This is a genomic window from Paraburkholderia sp. BR14320, from assembly GCF_040948665.1.
GTDB lineage: Bacteria > Pseudomonadota > Gammaproteobacteria > Burkholderiales > Burkholderiaceae > Paraburkholderia > Paraburkholderia youngii.
In genome coordinates, this window is record NZ_JBFPKG010000019.1 from 49,719 (window position 1) to 68,807 (window position 19,089).

At 62.7% G+C, this 19,089-nt stretch carries 18 protein-coding genes; 10 read left to right on the top strand and 8 right to left on the bottom strand.

The features are described from left to right. Positions 1–289: 289 nt before the first annotated feature. From AB3X89_RS19025 to AB3X89_RS19040, 4 genes are all read left to right on the top strand, one after another. Entirely contained in the window at positions 290–2,053 is a 1,764-nt protein-coding gene (locus AB3X89_RS19025) for a thiamine pyrophosphate-binding protein (RefSeq protein ID WP_368584651.1), read from the top strand. 24 nt (positions 2,054–2,077) lie between these two features. Beyond that, positions 2,078–3,325 carry a formyl-CoA transferase gene (gene frc / locus AB3X89_RS19030; protein ID WP_176107653.1) on the top strand — a complete coding sequence of 416 codons (1,248 nt, stop codon included), beginning with the start codon at positions 2,078–2,080 and terminating at the stop codon, positions 3,323–3,325. A gap of 9 nt (positions 3,326–3,334) precedes the next feature. Continuing rightward, on the top strand, positions 3,335–4,147 hold the full coding sequence (locus AB3X89_RS19035) for a fumarylacetoacetate hydrolase family protein (RefSeq protein WP_368584652.1): 813 nt from the start codon (positions 3,335–3,337) through the stop codon (positions 4,145–4,147). Between the two features lie 85 nt (positions 4,148–4,232). After that, positions 4,233–5,048: an NAD(P)(+) transhydrogenase (Re/Si-specific) subunit beta gene (locus AB3X89_RS19040; RefSeq protein WP_368584653.1), complete on the top strand. Its 816-nt coding sequence runs from the start codon at positions 4,233–4,235 to the stop codon at positions 5,046–5,048. 90 nt (positions 5,049–5,138) lie between these two features. On the opposite strand, the gene AB3X89_RS19045 is transcribed toward AB3X89_RS19040, so the two are convergent. Continuing rightward, the gene (locus AB3X89_RS19045) at positions 5,139–5,459 is read right to left on the bottom strand and encodes a hypothetical protein (protein ID WP_368584654.1); all 321 of its coding nucleotides are present in this window, start codon (positions 5,457–5,459) and stop codon (positions 5,139–5,141) included. A gap of 96 nt (positions 5,460–5,555) precedes the next feature. Further along, a complete protein-coding gene (locus tag AB3X89_RS19050) occupies positions 5,556–6,503 on the bottom strand; it encodes a LysR family transcriptional regulator (RefSeq protein WP_368584655.1) in 948 nt (315 codons plus the stop codon). 375 nt (positions 6,504–6,878) lie between these two features. Between AB3X89_RS19050 and oxlT the strand changes: the two genes are divergently transcribed. The 3 genes from oxlT to AB3X89_RS19065 all read left to right on the top strand — a co-directional run bounded on the left by oxlT (position 6,879) and on the right by AB3X89_RS19065 (position 10,792). Then, the gene (gene oxlT, locus AB3X89_RS19055) at positions 6,879–8,228 is read left to right on the top strand and encodes an oxalate/formate MFS antiporter (RefSeq protein WP_368584656.1); all 1,350 of its coding nucleotides are present in this window, start codon (positions 6,879–6,881) and stop codon (positions 8,226–8,228) included. Between the two features lie 30 nt (positions 8,229–8,258). Continuing rightward, on the top strand, positions 8,259–9,248 hold the full coding sequence (locus tag AB3X89_RS19060; RefSeq protein ID WP_368584657.1) for a LysR family transcriptional regulator: 990 nt from the start codon (positions 8,259–8,261) through the stop codon (positions 9,246–9,248). 92 nt (positions 9,249–9,340) lie between these two features. Continuing rightward, positions 9,341–10,792, top strand: a complete 1,452-nt coding sequence (locus AB3X89_RS19065; protein WP_368584658.1) for an aldehyde dehydrogenase family protein — start codon at positions 9,341–9,343, stop codon at positions 10,790–10,792. 87 nt (positions 10,793–10,879) lie between these two features. Here the strand turns inward: AB3X89_RS19065 and AB3X89_RS19070 are convergent, their stop codons facing one another. The 4 genes from AB3X89_RS19070 to AB3X89_RS19085 form a co-directional block, all read right to left on the bottom strand. Beyond that, positions 10,880–11,857 carry a 2-dehydropantoate 2-reductase gene (locus AB3X89_RS19070; protein ID WP_176107661.1) on the bottom strand — a complete coding sequence of 326 codons (978 nt, stop codon included), beginning with the start codon at positions 11,855–11,857 and terminating at the stop codon, positions 10,880–10,882. A 156-nt stretch (positions 11,858–12,013) separates the two neighbouring features. Next, the gene (locus AB3X89_RS19075) at positions 12,014–12,634 is read right to left on the bottom strand and encodes a LysE family translocator (RefSeq protein WP_368584659.1); all 621 of its coding nucleotides are present in this window, start codon (positions 12,632–12,634) and stop codon (positions 12,014–12,016) included. A 105-nt stretch (positions 12,635–12,739) separates the two neighbouring features. Continuing rightward, a complete protein-coding gene (locus tag AB3X89_RS19080; RefSeq protein WP_368584660.1) occupies positions 12,740–13,321 on the bottom strand; it encodes a hypothetical protein in 582 nt (193 codons plus the stop codon). 177 nt (positions 13,322–13,498) lie between these two features. Next, positions 13,499–14,140, bottom strand: coding sequence for a YigZ family protein (locus AB3X89_RS19085; RefSeq protein ID WP_368584661.1), 642 nt, complete (start codon positions 14,138–14,140; stop codon positions 13,499–13,501). Positions 14,141–14,254: 114 nt separating this feature from the next. Here AB3X89_RS19085 and AB3X89_RS19090 point away from each other — a divergent pair, with 114 nt between their 5' ends. After that, complete coding sequence (locus tag AB3X89_RS19090) at positions 14,255–14,881, top strand: LysE family translocator (protein ID WP_368584662.1); 627 nt, start codon at positions 14,255–14,257, stop codon at positions 14,879–14,881. 41 nt (positions 14,882–14,922) lie between these two features. After that, entirely contained in the window at positions 14,923–15,552 is a 630-nt protein-coding gene (locus AB3X89_RS19095; protein WP_368584663.1) for a 2-hydroxychromene-2-carboxylate isomerase, read from the top strand. A gap of 16 nt (positions 15,553–15,568) precedes the next feature. Here the strand turns inward: AB3X89_RS19095 and AB3X89_RS19100 are convergent, their stop codons facing one another. Then, the gene (locus tag AB3X89_RS19100) at positions 15,569–15,823 is read right to left on the bottom strand and encodes a DUF2866 domain-containing protein (RefSeq protein WP_368584664.1); all 255 of its coding nucleotides are present in this window, start codon (positions 15,821–15,823) and stop codon (positions 15,569–15,571) included. Between the two features lie 344 nt (positions 15,824–16,167). Between AB3X89_RS19100 and AB3X89_RS19105 the strand changes: the two genes are divergently transcribed. Further along, the gene (locus AB3X89_RS19105) at positions 16,168–17,283 is read left to right on the top strand and encodes a DUF484 family protein (protein ID WP_368584665.1); all 1,116 of its coding nucleotides are present in this window, start codon (positions 16,168–16,170) and stop codon (positions 17,281–17,283) included. A gap of 33 nt (positions 17,284–17,316) precedes the next feature. Here the strand turns inward: AB3X89_RS19105 and AB3X89_RS19110 are convergent, their stop codons facing one another. After that, a complete protein-coding gene (locus tag AB3X89_RS19110; protein ID WP_368584666.1) occupies positions 17,317–19,056 on the bottom strand; it encodes a peptidoglycan D,D-transpeptidase FtsI family protein in 1,740 nt (579 codons plus the stop codon). Positions 19,057–19,089: the final 33 nt, after the last annotated feature.

Consider the following 19,089-nt stretch of genomic DNA (forward strand, 5'->3'; position numbering starts at 1 on the left):
TGAAAAATATGGTATGTGATATATCAACAATGACAGCCGCCATTCGCGACTCAGTGTTTTCCCTTGAAACAACCGCCGCAAAGCCTTGCAGATTCAGCGCAAAGCTACGGCTGACAGGCTTGAGCAGTAAGAACTTCGCGCCGTTTCTGTCTCGAAATTGGGCTTGAACGAATGTGATATATCACATACGGTATCTTCGAAGCCGTGAGACGTCGGTGCAGCCGGACGTATATCGAAGCGGACGCGTCCGTCGATAACCGTTGCACATCCGATAGATGAGGAGATGACCATGTCTGCAGTTGTTTCATCCCTGAGTCCGGCCACGGCCACCACGACCGCCGACGACACGCTCAAGCAGAAGACCCGCGACGCGGGCGTCGTGTCGGGCGGCCATCTGGTTGCGAAGGCGCTGAAAAACGAGGGGATCGACACGATCTTCACGCTGTGCGGCGGCCACATCATCGATATCTACGACGGCTGCGTCGACGAAGGCATCCGCATCATCGACGTGCGCCACGAGCAGGTCGCCGCGCATGCGGCCGACGGCTACGCGCGTCAGACCGGCAAGCTCGGCTGCGTGGTGACTACCGCCGGCCCCGGCTGCACGAATGCGGTGACCGGCATCGCCACCGCGTTCCGCTCGGAAAGCCCGATCCTGCATATCGGCGGGCAGGGCGCGCTGACCCAGCACAAGATGGGTTCGCTGCAGGACCTGCCGCACGTCGACATCATGGCGCCGATCACGAAGTTCGCCGCGAGCATATCGAGCACCGAGCGCGTCGCCGACATGATCTCGATGGCCGCGCGCGAATGCTTCAACGGCGCGCCCGGTCCCGCCTACCTGGAAATTCCGCGCGACGTGCTCGACCGCGAAGTCGACGCGACGCGCGCGATCGTGCCGCGGCCGGGCCACTATCGCGCGTCGACCAAATCGATCGGAGACCCGCACGACATCGAGAAGCTCGCCGACATTCTCGTCAATGCCGAACGCCCCGCGATCCTGTACGGCCAGCAGGTGTGGACCGCGCGCGGGCACGACGAAGCGATCGCGCTGCTGCGCGGCATCGAGATTCCCGGCTATTTCAACGGCGCGAGCCGCGGACTGCTGCCGCCGGGCGATCCGCATCACTTCGATCGCACGCGTTCGCAGGCGTTTGCGAATGCCGACGTGCTGATCGTGGTCGGCACGCCGTTCGATTTCCGCATGGGCTACGGCCGACGCATCAGCAGGGAATTGACGCTGGTGCAGATCGATATGGACTACCGAACCGTCGGCAAGAATCGCGATATCGATCTGGGCCTCGTCGGCGATCCGGGCGCGATTCTCGCTGCGGTGCTGCAAGCCGCGAGCGGTCGTATCAAGGACGACAAGCGTCAGGCGCGCCGCAAATGGATGGCGCAATTGCGCGACGCCGAAGCGACCGCGACCGAAAAACTGCTGCCGCTGTTCCGCTCGAATAGCACGCCGATTCATCCGTATCGCGTCGCGTACGAACTCAACGAATTCCTGTCCGACGACACCATCTATATCGGCGACGGCGGTGACGTCGTGACGATCTCCGCGCAAGCGGTGCGCCCGCGCCGACCGGGGCAGTGGATGGACCCCGGCGCGCTCGGCTCGCTCGGCGTCGGCACCGGCTTCGCGCTCGCGGCGAAGCTCGCGCATCCGCACAAGGAAGTGCTGTGCTATTACGGCGACGGCTCGTTCGGCATGACCGCGTTCGACATGGAAACCGCGAACCGCTTCGGTGCGCCGTATCTCTCGGTGGTCGGCAACAACTCGGCGATGAACCAGATCCGCTACGGCCAGCTTGCCAAATACGGCGAGGAACGCGGCAACGTCGGCAATCTGCTCGGAGACGTGCCGTTCAGCAAATTCGCCGAAATGCTCGGCGGCTATGGCGAGGAAGTGCGCGATCCCGCGCAGATCGCGAGCGCGCTGCAGCGTGCGCGCGAAGCGATTCATCGCACCGGCCGCTCGGCGGTGGTCAACATCTGGGTCGACCCGCGCGAATACGCACCGGGCACGAAGAACCAGACCATGTACAAATAACCTTCATCGTTCAGGAGATACGACATGGCCAAGGCACTCGACGGTGTGCGCATCCTCGATTTCACGCATGTGCAATCGGGGCCGACCTGCACGCAATTGCTCGCATGGTTCGGCGCGGACGTGATCAAGGTGGAACGGGCAGGCGCGGGCGACATCACGCGCGAGCAACTGCGCGATATTCCCGACGTGGATAGCCTGTACTTCACGATGCTCAATCACAACAAGCGCTCGGTCACGATCGACACCAAGCATCCGGAAGGCAAGCAGGTGCTCGAAGCGCTGATCCAGAAATGCGATGTACTGGTCGAAAACTTCGCACCGGGCGCACTGGACCGGATGGGCTTCACGTGGGAGCGGATTCAGGAATTGAATCCGCGCATGATCGTCGCGTCGGTGAAGGGCTTCGGTCCCGGTCCGTACGAGGACTGCAAAGTCTATGAGAACGTCGCGCAATGCGCGGGCGGCGCGGCGTCGACCACCGGCTTCGACGACGGCCCGCCGGTCGTGACCGGCGCGCAGATCGGCGATAGCGGCACGGGGCTGCATCTCGCGCTCGGCATCGTCACCGCGCTCTATCAACGCACGCATACCGGACGCGGCCAGCGCGTGCTCGCCGCGATGCAGGATGGCGTGCTCAATCTGTGCCGCGTCAAATTGCGCGACCAGCAGCGGCTCGACCGCACCGGCGTGATGAAAGAGTATCCGCAATATCCGAACGGCACGTTCGGCGACGCGGTCCCGCGCGCGGGCAATGCGTCGGGCGGCGGGCAGCCGGGCTGGATTCTGAAGTGCAAGGGATGGGAGACGGACCCCAACGCGTATATCTACTTCATCACCCAGGCGCCCGTGTGGGCGAAGATCTGCAACGTGATCGGCAAGGAAGAGTGGGCCACGGACCCCGACTACGCGACGGCACCCGCGCGCCTGCCGCGACTGAAAGAGATCTTCGCCGAAATCGAACGCTGGACGATGACGAAGACCAAGTTCGAGGCGATGCAGATCCTGAACAAATACGACATTCCGTGCGGCCCGATCCTGTCGATGAAGGAAATTGCCGAGGAGCCGTCGCTGCGCAAAACCGGCACGATCGTCGAAGTCGATCATCCGCAGCGCGGCAAGTATCTGACCGTCGGCAATCCGATCAAGCTGTCCGACAGCCCGACCGACGTCAAGCGCTCGCCGCTGCTTGGCGAACATACCGACGAAGTGATGGCCGAGCTCGGCTATTCGGCCGAGCAGATCATGGCGCTGCGCACGGCTGGCGCGATCTAGGAGCGAGGCATGCAGACGTGGATGCGGTTCATGTCGGGCGACGGCGGCATCGTGTTCGGCCGTGTCGAAGGCGCCTACCTGCACGAGTACGAAAGTCTCGCGCAGCCGGTGCCGACCGGCGCGGTTCTGTCGCTGCGCGCACTGACGCCGCTGGCGCCATGCGCGCCGGGCAAGATCGTCGCGCTGTGGAATAACTATCACGCGCTCGCGGCGAAGCTCGACAAACCCGTGCCTACCCATCCGCTGTTTCTGATGAAGCCGGCGGCGTCGGTGATCGGCGCGGGCGAGCCGATCCGCCGGCCGCGGCATTACGCGGGCAAGATCGTCTACGAGGGCGAACTCGGTATCGTGATCGGTCAGCGTTGCCGCGATCTGGATGTGCAGCAGGCGGAGGCGGCGATTTTCGGCTACACGCTCGTCAACGACGTCACCGCCGCTGATCTGCTCAACGAAAATCCGCATTTTCCGCAGTGGTGCCGCGCGAAAAGCTTCGATACGTTCTGTTGTCTGGGTCCGGCCATCGTCTCCGGTTTCGACTGGCGGGCGGCGCGTCTGCTGACGACGCTCGACGGCCTCGAGCGTCAGAACTATCCGCTCGCCGATATGGTCTTTTCGCCGGCCGAGCAGGTGAGTCTGATCTCGCAGGACCTGACGCTCGAACCCGGCGACGTGATCGCGTGCGGCACTTCGGTGGGCGTGGGCTCGATCAAGGACGGCGCAACGGTGTCGATCACGATCGACGGGATCGGCACGCTGAGCAATACCTTGAGCGCGGCGCGCGACGAGCCACGGCGATTGGGCGATACCGCGAACGTCGGTTGACGAGAGCAGGGACCTCGGGGCTGTTGCCTTGTCGTCGCATCACGGAGGATCACGCATGCCGCAAGCCTGTGGGAGTGCCGTGTTGATGGATCTGTTGCTGCTGCTTGCGGTGGCCGTCGCGATGGCGCTGGTCACCGTGCTGACGGTGGCGGTGACCGCGCTCACGCGACGACGCTTCGGCGCGCGTTCGGCGCATCGGCACACATGTGTGCGCGAACCAGATCCGACACACAGGGCCCGGATGCTTGCATTGCTCGGCTGCGGCATCGGTTTGGCGGTCGCGTCGGTAGGCTTTATGGGTGACCTGTTGGCTGCGGCGCGCGAGAGCACCGAACGCATCGAACTATTTTCAGCCGTACTGATCGGCGCGCTGATCTTCGCGACCTGTGCGATCGCGTTCTTCAAACTGCGCGGCGTATTGCAACTCGAGGCGGTCGCGCTGCCGGGCCATCACGTCGTCAATCTGTTTGCGCTGCTGTTATGCGGCTGGCTCGGTTACAGCTTCGTCACCGAACAGGCCCAGCCATTCGGACTCGCGGCATTGCTCGCGACGGGCGCGCTGGCGGTGGCGATGGGCGTGCACCTGATGCTGAGCCGCGAGTACTCGGCCGAACCCGTTCACGCGGCGCATCACGACAGTTGCGCTCCGCGCATGCGTGCGTTCGCCGCGCGCAGCGATGGCCTGGCGACCGGCAAACCGGGCCTGCTCGCGAACCTCGAGTGGCACGGTGGGGAAGAGCAGACGTGGGCGCTTCGCGATGACGCGCCGGCGATGATGCGCTTGAGCGCCTGTGCAGAGCGTCGGGATGGGCGTGACGGTAGACGAAGCAATGGACGCCAGCGCGACGGTTCACGCAAATGTATACACAAGCGGCCGGTTCATTTCACCACGCGCCGCTAATCGACGATGCATACGCCGCTGACAAACCTGATTGCCAATAGCGACGACGGCGGGATGATGATCCCGCCGCCCGGGTCTTCTTCAATACTTCTATTCACCAACTGCGGCGGCGAATTCGCTGTAGTACTGCATCTTCCTGTGCAGAATGAGTTGCGCGAGAAAGTCGGCATCGTACGCGCGATGCAGATGGCTGTGATAGCGCTCGATATAAGCGGTGATTCGCGCCAACTCGCCATTGAACTCTTTCAGCATGTCGAGCGTCGCACGGTCCCAGCGAAACCGCAGGCCGAGATCGCTGAACGCGGCATTGTAGGCGCTCAGATGCGCATCCTCGGAATGGTCTTCGCGATCCGCCGCCGCTGTGCGAGCGTTGCGTGTACTGATACGGGATTCAACAGGAGCGTGGTTCATGATCGGCCTCCTCGGCTCGCAAGTGAGAGAACTCGCTTGCAGCATAGAAGTCGCGATCGATTTGCAATAGTTAAAGTTTTATTGGCTTTCCATAGCTTACGGCTTATGCACGCTCAGTTCCTTTACGCGCGTGATCTTTTCGATCAGATTGGCGCCTTCCTCCATCAGAAAGCGTTTGAAGGCGACGGCCACCGGCGGCAGACGTTTGTTCTTCCGATGCACGACGTACCAATTGAGCATGACCGGAAAGCTCTCGACGTCGAGCACGACCAGATGACCCAATTGCAATTCGAGGCTGATCGTATGGGCGGACAGAAACGCGATGCCCATTCCGGCAATGACCGCCTGCTTGATCGTCTCCGTGCTCTTGATCTCCATTGCGATCTTCAGATTGGACAGACGGCCGGCAAAACCCTCTTCCATCGAATTCCACGTATCCGAGCCGCGTTCGTGCACGATGAACGCTTCGTTCGCGAGTTGACTGAAGCGGATATTGCGCTTGTGCGCAAGCGGATGAGTGGGCGCCGCGACGATCACGTACGGATGCGGCGCGAACGGTTCATTGGTCGCGTCGGTCTCGTGCGGCGGACGCACCATCACCGCGAGGTCGGTCTGATTGGTCGCCAACTGATGCAGCAGTTCTTCGCGGTTGTGCACCGCGAGATTCAGATCGACACCGGAATAACGACGCGTGAATTCGGCGAGAAGGCGCGGAAAGAAATAGTCGCCGGCGCTGATCACGGCGACATTCAGCTTGCCGCCGGAGACGCCCTTCAACTGACTCATCGCTTCGTCGACTTCATGGAACTGCTGCATGATCGCGCGGCTGTAGTGGAGCATTTCGGTACCGGCCGGCGTCAGATAGATCTTTTTGCCGAGTTGCTCGAACAGAGGCAGCCCCGCATGTTCTTCGAGTTGCCGGACCTGGGTGGAAACGGCCGGCTGAGTCAGATGCAATTCCTCCGCGGCGCGCGAAAAGCTCAGGTGGCGCGCCACCGTTTCAAAGACCTTCAGTTGCCGCAGCGTTGCATTGCGCATCGTCATGGTCGATGTATAAGGAAACGTGAATCGACATAATAACAAACTTTAATTATGAGTAATTCAGCAATGACCCTAGCATGAAACCTATAAGAAGCCGAATAGCCACTGAAATACGCGGGTTAACGCATAGATATGTGGTGTGGCGGACTCAATAGCGGGGAATAAGCTGTAATGCTTACCGGCCGAAGCTAGGTTCTGGTCGGAATAAAGCAAGAACTATCATCGAAAAACGGGTTCGGGGGATTTGCGGAAAAGCATAAAAGCATCGACTTCGAGATTTCCCGAATAGCGAAGTTCTCGGGCCATAACGATAAGGCGGGACACATCCAGCGCGGCGCGTAAGCCGGCTGCACTAAATAAATAGTGGAGACAAGGCTCATGGACAATATCACCCAGCAATCGACAACCGGTATGTCATGGCGCAACCGGTGGTCGCAATTGGTCATCGGCATGATATGCATGGCGCTGGTGGCGAATCTGCAATATGCGTGGACGTTATTCGTGGCTCCTATGCATGCGCGGCATCACTGGAGCGAGGCGTCGATCCAGCTCGCGTTCTCGATCTTCATTCTGACCGAGACGTGGCTCGTGCCGTTCGAGGGCTGGCTGGTGGATCGATTCGGGCCACGCCCGGTGGTGGCAGGCGGCGCGATATGCGCGGGTTTGTCCTGGATTCTCAATTCGTATGCGACGACGCTCGGCATGTTGTATTTCGCCGCGGTGATTGGCGGGATAGGCGCGGGCGGTGTGTACGGAACATGTGTCGGCAATGCGCTGAAGTGGTTTCCCGACCGGCGCGGTCTAGCCGCGGGTTTGACGGCCGCGGGCTTTGGCGCGGGCGCGGCGCTGACGGTGATTCCGATTGCAAACATGATTACGAGCCGCGGCTATGAAGCGACGTTCCTGTTCTTCGGCATCGTGCAAGGCGTCAGCATTCTGCTGCTTGCGATGCTCCTGACGCGGCCGATCTTGCGTCAGGCAGGGGTACGCAAGAGCCGCTTCGCGGTGTCGAAAGTCGATTTCACGTCGCGCCAGATGATCAAAACGCCAGTGTTCTGGGTGATCTACGCGTCATTCGTCGCGGTCGCGGCGGGTGGTTTGATGGCGACCGCACAGATCGGCCCGATCGCGAAAGACTGGGGCTTAGCGCGCATTCCGATGTCGGTCTTCGGCGCTACGTTGCCGCTGCTGACTCTCACGCTGTCGATCGACAATATCTTCAACGGCTTGACGCGTCCGCTGTGCGGCTTCATCTCCGACAAGATCGGCCGTGAAAACACGATGTTCGTGATCTTCATCGGCGAGGGACTCGCGTTGCTCGGCATGATGCAGTTCGGCAGCAATCCGTATGCCTTCATGGTCTTTGCCGCGCTGATCTTCCTGTTCTGGGGCGAGATCTTCTCGATCTTCCCGGCGACTTGCGCGGATACGTTCGGCAGCAAGTATGCGGCCGCCAATGCAGGCACGTTGTACACCGCGAAGGGCACGGCCTCGTTGCTGGTGCCGATCGCGTCGGTGCTCGCGGCGACGGGCGGCTGGAACCTCGTCTTCATCGTTTCTGCCGTCATCACGATCGCAGCCGGCATTTCCGCGAAGTTCATCCTCGAGCCGATGCGCACGCGCTGGATCGAATCGCACGATGAACCTCAGGGCGCGCTGGCCGTCGCGGGCCATGGCAATGGCAATGCGTCGAGAATGAGTCACTGGCCGGAACAGTCCGGCGAATAAGCTGAGCGTCGCGCGCCCGGAACCGACGCCATGAATGTTTCGTTGCAGCAGCTCAAGGTATTCGTCGCGGTCGCGCGCGAGCGCAGTTTCACGCGCGCGGCGCGCGAGTTCGATCTGACGCAGTCGGCCATCAGCCGTTGTGTGCGAGAGCTGGAAGACGCGGTCCAATTGAAGCTATTCGATCGCACGACACGCCAGGTCGAACTGACGAATGCGGGTGCGAGTCTCGAGAGAAGAATCGGCCGGCTGCTCGACGAAATCGAATTGACGCTGCTCGAAGAGCGCGCTGCTTACGACGGACAGACGGGCGTCGTGTTATTCGCGAGTAATCCGGTGTTGTCGTCGGGCTGGGTGCCGCGGGCTTTGGCGCAGTGCGCGTCGGTTTATCCCGAGCTGGTCGTGTCGGTGAAGGATCAGCCTCAATGCAGCGTACTGGCCAGTGTCGAGCAGGGCGAGGTGGATTTCGGCGCTCTCTGTGTGACTGCACCCGTCGATAGTCCGCTATTACATGCTCAGGTACTTTTCACTACGCCACTGCATGCGGTGCTTCCGTCGGTGCATCCGCTAGCCCAGCACGACAGCATCGGATGGCACGCGTTGCGCGAATGTCCGTTGATCACGCTGAATGGCGATACCGGCGTGCGCGCCGCGCTCGAACCGGTACTCGCCGCGAACGAATTGAAGCGCCGGCCGATGCAGGAACTCGGACACGTTGCGGCAGTAGTGCGCATGGTCGAATTGGGACTGGGTGTCGGCGTATTGCCTGTCGATGCGTATTGGCCATCGCCGGGAGCTTCATTGGTGAGTCGTCCGCTGATCCCCGAAGCGACATTGACGACGGTACTCGTGCACCGCAGAAACCGCTCGCTTCGTCCCAATGCGGCTGCTGCGTGGGCACAGTTCGTCGCATCGACGACCGGTCATGCGCGGATCGCCGACGAAATGCCTGCCGCAGCCGCTGCCGCAACGCAAAGCTTCAGCTGGCAGTCCGTGCGGCAAAGCCTGTTGCCAGAACCTTAGATAGGGGCCGACCGACAAGCTCGCGCAATGCGCGGGATTCGATCGATGCGCCGCCAGTCAGCCATATAACGTCCTACTCAAGGAGCTTCATGATGGATATCCAGTCCGACCTCAGGCAACATGATCTGTTGATCGACGGCAAGCGCATGCCGCCAGGCACCGGCGAATATTCCGTCGATATCAACCCCGCGACCGAGGAGCCGATCGCGCTGGTCGCGCAAGGCAGCGCCGCCGACGTCGATGCCGCGGTGCGCGCGGCGCGCAGCGCATTGAAGGTATGGAATTCGATCCGCGCCGCCGAACGCGGCCGCATCCTGCAACGGCTTGCGGGTCTGATGCGCGAGAACATGGAAGAACTCACCTCGCTCGAAAGTCTCGACTGCGGCAAGCCGATTGCCGCGGTGATGCGTCAGGACGTGCCCGCCGCGATCGATACCGTCGAATACTACGCAGGCTGGTGCGACAAGATCAACGGCCAGGTGGTGCCGACGCGTCCCGATGCATTGACCTACACACTGCGCGAACCGGTCGGCGTGGTCGCCGCAATCGTGCCGTGGAATTTTCCATTGATGATCGGCATGTGGAAGATCGCGCCCGCGCTCGCATGCGGTTGCACGCTGATCGTCAAGCCCGCCGAGATCACGCCGCTCACCGCGTTGCGCGTCGGCGAGCTGGCGCTCGAAGCCGGTGTGCCGCCGGGCGTGCTCAATATCGTCACCGGCAAGGGCAGTGTGGTGGGCGACGCGCTGGTGACGCATCCCGGTATCGACAAGGTCACGTTCACCGGTTCGCCTTCGGTCGGCCGAGGCATCCTGCAGGGCGCGGCGGGCAACTTCAAACGCGTGACGCTGGAACTCGGCGGCAAGTCGGCCAACGTGATCTTTGCGGATGCGAATCTCGACAATGCGGTGCGCGCCGCGGCGTCGGGCGTCTTCTTCAATACGGGGCAAGTGTGCTCCGCTGGGTCGCGGATACTCGCGCATCGTGACGTGTACGACGAAGTGGTCGAGCGTCTCGCAACTCGCGCGAAGTCGATCAAGGTCGGCGATCCGTCGCTACGCGAAACGTCGATGGGACCGCTGATTTCGGCCGCTCAGATGAAGACCGTATTGAGCTATGTCGACACAGGTCGCTCGGAAGGTGCGTCGCTCGTGACGGGTGGCGCGCGCGTCGGCAATCGCGGCTTTTTCGTCGAGCCTACCGTGTTCGCGAATGTCGAGCACGAGATGCGCATTTCGCAGGAAGAAATCTTCGGGCCCGTGGCAAGCGTGATCCGGTTCGAAGACGAAGCGGACGCGATCCGCATCGCCAATGGCACATCGTATAGTCTCGCGGCCGGCGTATGGAGCGCTGACCTGAGCCGCGTGCATCGCGTGGCGCGCGACCTGAAGGCGGGCACGGTGTGGATCAATACCTACGGCTATACGGATGTGCGTTTGCCGTGGGGTGGTGCTGGCGATTCGGGCTTCGGTCGCGAGCATGGCGATGTCGCGATCGAGAACTTCACTGAACCGAAAGCGGTGTGGGTGGCGATCGATCAATAGCGGCTAATGTGAAAAAGGATCGGATGCATGGCATCCGATCCTTTCTGTCGTGTTGCAAGAAGAAAAATGAGCTTAACGGGTACCTGGTCAATTACCTTGCAATGCCATCTTCTCGCGCAATTTGATCAGTGCGAGCACGACGTCGATGGTGGGTGTCGGTTCGGCAACGAGTCGGCCCATTTCCTGCACGACGGTCAGCAAAGGATCGATTTCCATCGGCCTGCGGTTCTCGAGGTCGACGAGTGTCGATGTCTTATGCGCACCGACCGCGCCGGCGCCATCAATACGCCTTTCCACATCGACACGAAAGTGCACGCCGAACTGTTCCGCGATTCGCTTCGCTTCGAGCATCATCGTGCGTGAAACCGCGCGCGTGCCCGGGTCGCTCGTGAGGACATCGAGCGTTGCATGCGTCAATGCGCTAATCGGGTTGAAGCACAGATTGCCCCACAGCTTGAGCCAGATTTCGTCGCGAATGTTGTCGCGAATCGGCGCTTCGAAGCCGGCTGCCTGCATGATCTCGTGCAATTGCTGAATGCGCGGGGTGCGTTCGCCACTCGGTTCGCCGATCGGGAACTTCTTGCCGTACACGTGCTTGATCACCCCCGGTTCGACGATTTCCGCGGCCGGATAGAGTACGCAGCCGATCGCGCGCTCGGGTCCGAGCTTGGTCCATTGCGAACCGTCGGGGTCGACGCTCGCGAGGCGGGTACCGGCAAAGCGTCCGCCATGCTGATAGAAGTACCAATAGGGAATGCCGTTGACGCCGGTAACGATCGCTGTGTGCTTGCCGAGCAGTGGCTGCATCGAATCGACCACGCCGGGCAGCGAATGCGCCTTCAGCGTGACGATGACGACGTCCTGGACGCCGAGTTCGCTTGGGTCTGAAGTACAGCGCACCGGCGCGCTGAATGTTTCGCCATCCATGATCAGGCGCGCGCCGTGTTCACGCATGGCCGCCAGATGCGGGCCGCGCGCAATGAAGCTGACGTCCGCGCCGGCGCGCGCCAATTGCACGCCCATTAAACCGCCAATCGCTCCCGCTCCGAAGATGCAGATCTTCATGATGTCGCTCCGTGACGATGAAAAAGCCGTTCGCCCAATGCCGCATTGCACCACTTCGCGGCCGGTCACGGTTCGAGCATAAGGGGGAGCAACGAAAGCTGATAGTTAAAGTTTCTCCGCCGATGTATTAGCTATTCGTTATGAAAAGGCCCCGCCTCACGCACGCCGAACCAGCAGAAAACTCACGCCGATCGCCGCGAGAAAGCCGCCGCAGCAGCGATTGAACCAGCGGCGGATCTTCGCGCGCATCAGCCATTTGCCGAGATACATGCCGGCCCACGAATACAAGGCGATCGCGACCCATTCGAGTACCAGAAAGCTCGCACCGAGCGCGGCGAATTGCGGCAGGATCGGCTGCGCGAGGTCGACGAATTGCGGCAGAAACGCGGTGAAAACCAGAATTGCCTTCGGATTGCCGGCCGCCACGAAGAATTCGTGCCGTGCAATGCGCGTGAGCGCGGCTTCCTGGGGTTGCGAGGTGTCGATGGCGGGCGCGTCGCTGCGCCACAGTTGGATCGCGAGCCAGATCAGATACGCGGCGCCCGCGAGTTTGATCGTCAGAAAGATCCACTCGGACGCATGCAGCACGACGGCGAGACCGGTCGCGGCGAGCGCGAGCATCATCGCGAAGGCGAGCAGCCGGCCGCTGCCGCCGACGAATGCCTTGATGAAGCCATGCCGTGCCGCGACGTTGATCGAAAGCAGGTTATTGGGCCCGGGTGCGAGGTTGATGGCAAAGCAGGCGGGCAAGAAGAATAGCCAGGCGGTAAGGGACATGACGGCTGCATTCCGAATAGATCATGATGCATCGCGCGGAGGATCGCGCGCGATGCGTTACCGGGATTGTAGCGAAACCACGCCGCGCCTCCGCCTGCCGAGTGTTTAGTTCACCGCCTTGACAAAGCCAGGATCGCCGATCAACGTATCGACGCTGAGCTTGACCGTGTCTTCGATCGCGATCGTGTTGCTGGTGAATTTCGGTGACTTCTGCTTCACGGTGCGCGTGGTCGTGTACACGACCTTCTGGGTCGCCGCATCGACGACCACGTAGTGCATTTTCAGCGTCCACAGCGCCGGCGAGCGCTTATCGTCCACCGTAAAGGCTTCGATGCTGCCGCTGAGCACGCGCTTGTTGTCGTCGATACGGAAACCGGCCACTCGCAGGCTGTTCGCGACGCCATTGCGCACGACGAGGCTGACCTCGTCCTTCAGCACGAGCCCGGTCATCCCGGTGTTTTCGATGCGGTTCGGGGACAGACGACCGTCGCGCGCGGGCAGATACGCGAAGTCGCTTGCAGGGGCGACGCTCAGCGAGCCGGTGCCGTGGGTCTTCGGGTGCGTCGCGCTGGCGCTGCTATTCAGGCCGAACCACGACCACGAGCACGCGGACAGCAGCGTGGGCAGAAGCACGGCGCCGCAGCCCTTGAGCACAACGGATCTCAACGGCGAACGCGCAGCAGCCATGCGGGAGAAAGCGGCGGTCGAAGTCAGAGGAGTTGCCCTTTTAAGTGGAGTCAGCCCGGTGAAGAACAGCATGGTAGCAGCGAAGCTTGCGTCTGGCTGGCTAGCCCGGCCATCATAACGGGCCGCGATAGCGATGGACATCGGGACAACGCCCGAAGGGCGTTCGACCACAGCCGCTCAGAAAAAGCCCGCCTTGCCCTGCGTGATGTCGGTCAGCGTTGCCTTGGCGCCGTCGAAAGCATTGGCGGGCACGCGCATCGTCATCTTCACCAGCATGCCGTAGGCGCTGTCCACCAGCGGATAGCCTTCGGCGTCCATCCATCGACGGACTTTGGCTTCGTCTGCATAGCTGACTTCGACGCCCAGCGAAACCTGGGCAATCCTCTCGACGCGCGGCGCGTCGAGCAGCGCGGACGCGATCGCATCGGTGTACGCGCGCACCAGACCGCCAGCGCCGAGCTTCACACCGCCGTAATAGCGCACGACGGCCGCGAGCACGCCATCCAGATCGTGATGCCGCAGCACTTCGAGAATCGGCCGACCGGCGGTGCCGGACGGTTCGCCGTCGTCGGACATGCCGGATTGGCCGCCCGCGAGCAGCGCCCAGCACACGTGCGTCGCGGCCGGATGTTCGTCGCGCAGACGCTGCAATTCGGCCATCGCGGCATCGCGATCGGCGACCGGGAGCGCATACGCGATGAAGCGGCTCTTGCGAATCTCGAGTTCCGCGCTCAGCGGCGCGGGCAGGGTATAGGTGGGCAAGGCGGAAACGTCGGTGGATGAAAAGAAGCACGCGGTACGCGCCGCGATGTCCGACATGGTAACGGATCGTCCAGGCGAGCGAGGCGCCGCGGGCAGGTTCGCGGCTTCGACTACAATGGTCCGCTGAACCCGCGCCCATCATTTCGATGCCGCGCATCGCGAGGAGACGACATGCTTGACCTGTCCACGTTGGGGACTTTCGTTGCCGTCGTACTCGGGCTCTTTCTGATTCCAGGCCCGGCCGTGCTGCTGGTTTTGACGCGCACCATGCAAGGTGGACGCAAGGCCGGCATTCTGACCGGTCTCGGCATCGCAGCCGGCGATTTCGTGCATACGCTGGGCGCCGCGATCGGCCTCTCCGCGCTGCTGATGACATCCGCGCTCGCGTTCAATGCGGTGAAATTCGTGGGTGCCGCATACCTCGTCTATCTGGGCATTCGCGCGTTGCGCGAAAAGCAGGCGAGTGCGCATCTGCCGGTCGTCGCGCCGGTGTCGGGTTCGAAGGCGTTCTTGCAGGCGATTCCCGCGGAAGTGCTGAACCCGAAAACCGCGCTGTTTTTCCTCGCGTTTCTGCCGCAATTCGTTCGCCCCGAACATGGCTCTACCTTCCTGCAGTTCGCGACCCTCGGGCTGATTTTCGTTGCCATGAGCGCGCTTTATACGACGCTGATCGTTCTGACGATCCGGCCGCTGGGCAAACTCGTGAAGCGTTTGACGTGGTTGACGCGTTGGCAGAATAAGCTCATCGGCGTGCTGTTCATTTCGCTCGGCCTGCGCGTGGCGGTGCAAACACGCTGAGTGCGGATGCGCGAGTGGCACGCACGATTCAGGAGACAGCGATGAATGAAGATCCAACCTCGTCGGCGCGCGCGATCGAGTTCTGGTTCGACTTCGGCAGCAACTACAGCTATCTGAGCATGATGCGGATCGAAGCGTTGGCGGCCGCGCGCAACGTGACGATCGTCTGGCGGCCGTTTCTGCTCGGCCCGGTATTTCGCCAGCTCGGGTTCGAGAACTCGCCCTTCGTATTGCAGAAAGAAAAAGGCGCATACGTGTGGAAAGACATGGAGCGTCAATGCCGCAAATACGGCCTTGCGCTCACGCGTCCCAGCACGTTTCCGCGCGCGGCGCTTCTCGCGATGCGCATCGCGCTACTGGGTGCGAACGAGCCGTGGATCGGTGCCTGGTGCCGCCAGATCATGCGGTTGAATTTCGCCGACGACCGCGACATCGGCTCGATCGACGTCGTCAGCGAAGCGCTCGACTCGCTTGGCTTACCCGTGCAGAGCGTGATCGACGCCGCGCAAAGCGACGCGAACAAGCTCCGCTTGCGCGAGCAGACCGAACGGGCCATCGGCAAGGGCATCTTCGGTGCGCCGACGTTTTTTGTCGGCGGCGAGATGTTCTGGGGGAATGACAGGCTGGAGGACGCGTTGGACTACTGCGACGCGATCGCGGCGCGCCAATGAACGTCGAACGGAGCGCTCAATCAGCCTGCTGACAGAAGCGCCGGCCCGGTACATGTGAGACCACGGCCTGGGCGATTTCGAGTGGAGTACTTTCGGCGGGAACGACGCGACGGCTCGATTCAGGCTCGTGCTTCATCGTCCATTCGACGAGCCGGTATGAGCGGCCCCAAGGCTGTTGCAGCGGATCGGAGACCTTGCAGGAATGAATCTGGCGAGTCCACTGATGGTCGGGCATCGCACGCAGGTGTTCGACTACCATCTCTTCAACCATGATTTACCTCCTTCTTCTTGTGCGCGGGACCATGCTCGGCCGCGTTTTCGGCACCCTTCAAGAAAAAACGCCGCCGATGTTCTGGCGGCTCAACAGGGGATGAAGTACATACTTGCAGCGAACTATTAAGCGAAACTTAAGAACCGCAATCATTACGCAAACGGACCTCGCAGCGTGTAAGCGAGTGCAAGCGAATGCAAGCGAGAGTTGACAACAGTGGACGCGCACGCTCCCATGCTGGCCGAAGCGTCGCGAGCCTGCCCTCAAGACCCCGGCGGATCGGCCGTTATCAGTAGAGTTGGGGCGTCGACCCCGTTCGCCTTCAGGGCCGCCTTGCTGATACCGTGACGAAACCCGCCCAATCGCCGCTTTCCGAGCGTCTTCGCTCGCTCGTCGACACCGTGCAGCACAACGAGCGCACGTTGCGGCGCTTCCAGAACGTCGAGTTGCGTTTGATCGGCGCGCAGGATTTCGCGTCGTTTCTCGATACGTTGTTCAGCCATCTGCCGCGGGAGTTCGCTCTCGCGAACGTGGTGCTGTGGCTCGACGACCGCGCGCCGATGCTGCTCGAACTGCTCGAGCCGGGCAACCTGCAAGCGCTCGATCATGCGCAGCTGAAGACGTCGCGCGAGGGCGGTCTCATCGCGCGGTCTCTGTGCGAGGACGATCGGCCGTGGCTCGGCCGCCCTGGCGAGATCGACGACGACGCGCGCCGCGCGTTGTTCGGCGCCGTGCCGGCCCAGGTGCCGGCCAGCGCGATCCTGCTGCCGCTCGCCGCGGGCAAGAGCGTCAGCGGCTATCTATGCCTCGGCAGCGACGACCCCGCGCGCTTCGTCGCCGGCATGGCCACCGACATCCTGGAGCGCTTCGCAAGCATCGTCACCGCGAGTCTCGACAACGTCGCGCATCGCGAGCGGCTCAAGCAGCTCGGCATGACCGATGCGCTGACCGGCCTCGCGAATCGCCGCTATTTCGACGAGCGGCTGCGCGAGGAGTTGATGCGCGCGGTCCGTTATCGCGCGCCGGTCGCGTGCCTGTTCATCGATATCGACGGTTTCAAACGCATCAACGATAGCCATGGCCATCAGATCGGCGACCGCGCGCTCGCGGCGGTGGCGGCCTGCGTGCGACAGCAGGTGCGGCTTGGCGACACCGTCGCGCGCTATGGCGGCGAGGAGTTCGCCGCGCTGGTGCAAGGCGATCTCAGCGACGCGCTGACCGTCGCCGAGCGCGTGCGGCTGGCGGTCGAGAATCTCGATGTGCGCGACGCGCACGACGAGCGCATCGAGTTGTCGGTGTCGATCGGCGTGGCTGCGCGCGTGGTCGCGGGCAGCCCGGCCGACGCGATGTCGCTCGGTCAGGCGATGATGGACGAGGCCGATCGCGCGATGTATCAGGCCAAGCGTAACGGCCGCAATCGCATCGAGGCGCACGCCGATGCGCTCGATGAGCAGGGCTGATCGAGCGACGCCAACCCCAACACCAACTGCGCATTACACCCCGGCCGCATCCGGCGGCACCCCGAGCAGCTGCAATGCGCCGCCCATCACGCCGCTGAACACCGGTCCGGCGACCGTGCCGCCATAGAACGCCTTGCCGGCCGGGTCGTCGATCATCACGGCGACGATCAGGTGCGGATCGCTCATCGGCGCCATCCCGACGAACAGCGCGCGGTAGCGATTCGGCGCGTAGCCCGCGCCGATCTGCTTGCGCGCGGTGCCGGTCTTGCCGCCGACGCGATAACCCGCCACGCTCGCGGCGCGCCCGGTGCCGCCTGCGCCCGTGGCCATTTCGAGCATGTTGCGGATCGCGCGCGCGGTGGCGGGCGTCGTGACCGGTTCGCTGCGAGCGGCGAACGACGTCGGGTCGTTCGCATCGAGGGGCTCGCGCAGCAGGCTCACGCGCCGCAGGGAGCCGTCGCCGGCATAGGCGGTGTAGACCTGTGCGATTTGCAGCAGCGACACCGACAGCCCGTAGCCATACGCCATCGTGGCCTGCTCGATCGGGCGCCAGCGGCTGTACGGCCGCAGCTTGCCGGCGGCCACGCCGGGGAAGGGCAGCTCGAGCTTCATGCCGAGACCGTATTGCTGGTACTTGGTCCAGATCGTTTCGGCCGGCAGGTTCAGCGCGAGCTTCGCGAGCGCGATATTGCTCGACTTCTGCACCGCCTCGGCGACCGTCATCGCGCCGTGATTCGACGTGTCGTGAATCACGGCCGGACCGATCCGATACCAGCCTGGCGCGGTATCGATGATGCTTTGCGGCCGCACCTTGCCTTCGTCGATCGATAGCGCGACGACGAGCGGCTTGATCGTCGAGCCCGGCTCGAACGTGTCGATCACCGCGCGGTTGCGCAGTTGCCGGCCGGACAGGTGCGTGCGGTCGTTCGGATCGAAGCTCGGGTAGTTGGCGAGCGCGAGGATTTCGCCGTTGCGCGCATCGAGCACGACCACGCTGCCCGCTTCGGCGCGATGCTCCGCGATCGCGGCTTTGAGTTGCGTGTACGCGAGTTGCTGGATACGCCGGTCGATCGTCAGCTGGATCGTCCCGCCGTTGCGCGCGGGCACGAGCGGCCGCGTCTCCGAGATCACGCGGCCGAGCCGGTCGCGGATCACTTCACGCTCGCCCGGCACGCCTTGCAGTTGCGCGTCGGCGGAGAGCTCGACGCCTTCCTGGCCGTGGTCCTCGATGTCGGTAAACCCGACCACGTGCGCGGCCGACTCTCCCTCGGGATAAAAGCGTTTGGTGTCGGCGACCTGCGTGATGCCGGCGAGCCCGAGGCGCGACAGGTGCTCGGCGGTGTCGGCATCGACCTGGCGCTTGAGCAGCACGAAGCTGCGCTCGCCGTTCAGACGCCGGCGCAGTTCCGCGGGTGGCAGATCGAGCAGCTTCGTGAGCGGCGCGAACGCGCTTTCGTCGACGAGCTTCGGCGTGGCCCAGATTTCGTACGTCGCGAGACTGACCGCGAGCATCGAACCATTGCGATCGACGATCCGGCCGCGCGTCGCGTCGAGTTCGAGCAGGCGCTGATAGCGCTTCTGCCCCTGGTCGACGTAGAAGTCCTGATTTACGACCTGCACCCAGAACGCACGGGCTGCGAGCGTCGCGAACGCGGCGAATACCAGCAGCACGATGAACTTCGAGCGCCACGCGGGCAGCCGCGCATCGAGCAGCGGGTTCTTCGCGGCTAACGCATAGGGATCGGGTGACGGAGGTTTTTTCTGGCGGATCATGGCGGCGGGCAGCGGGCGTTACGTAGCTTCGAT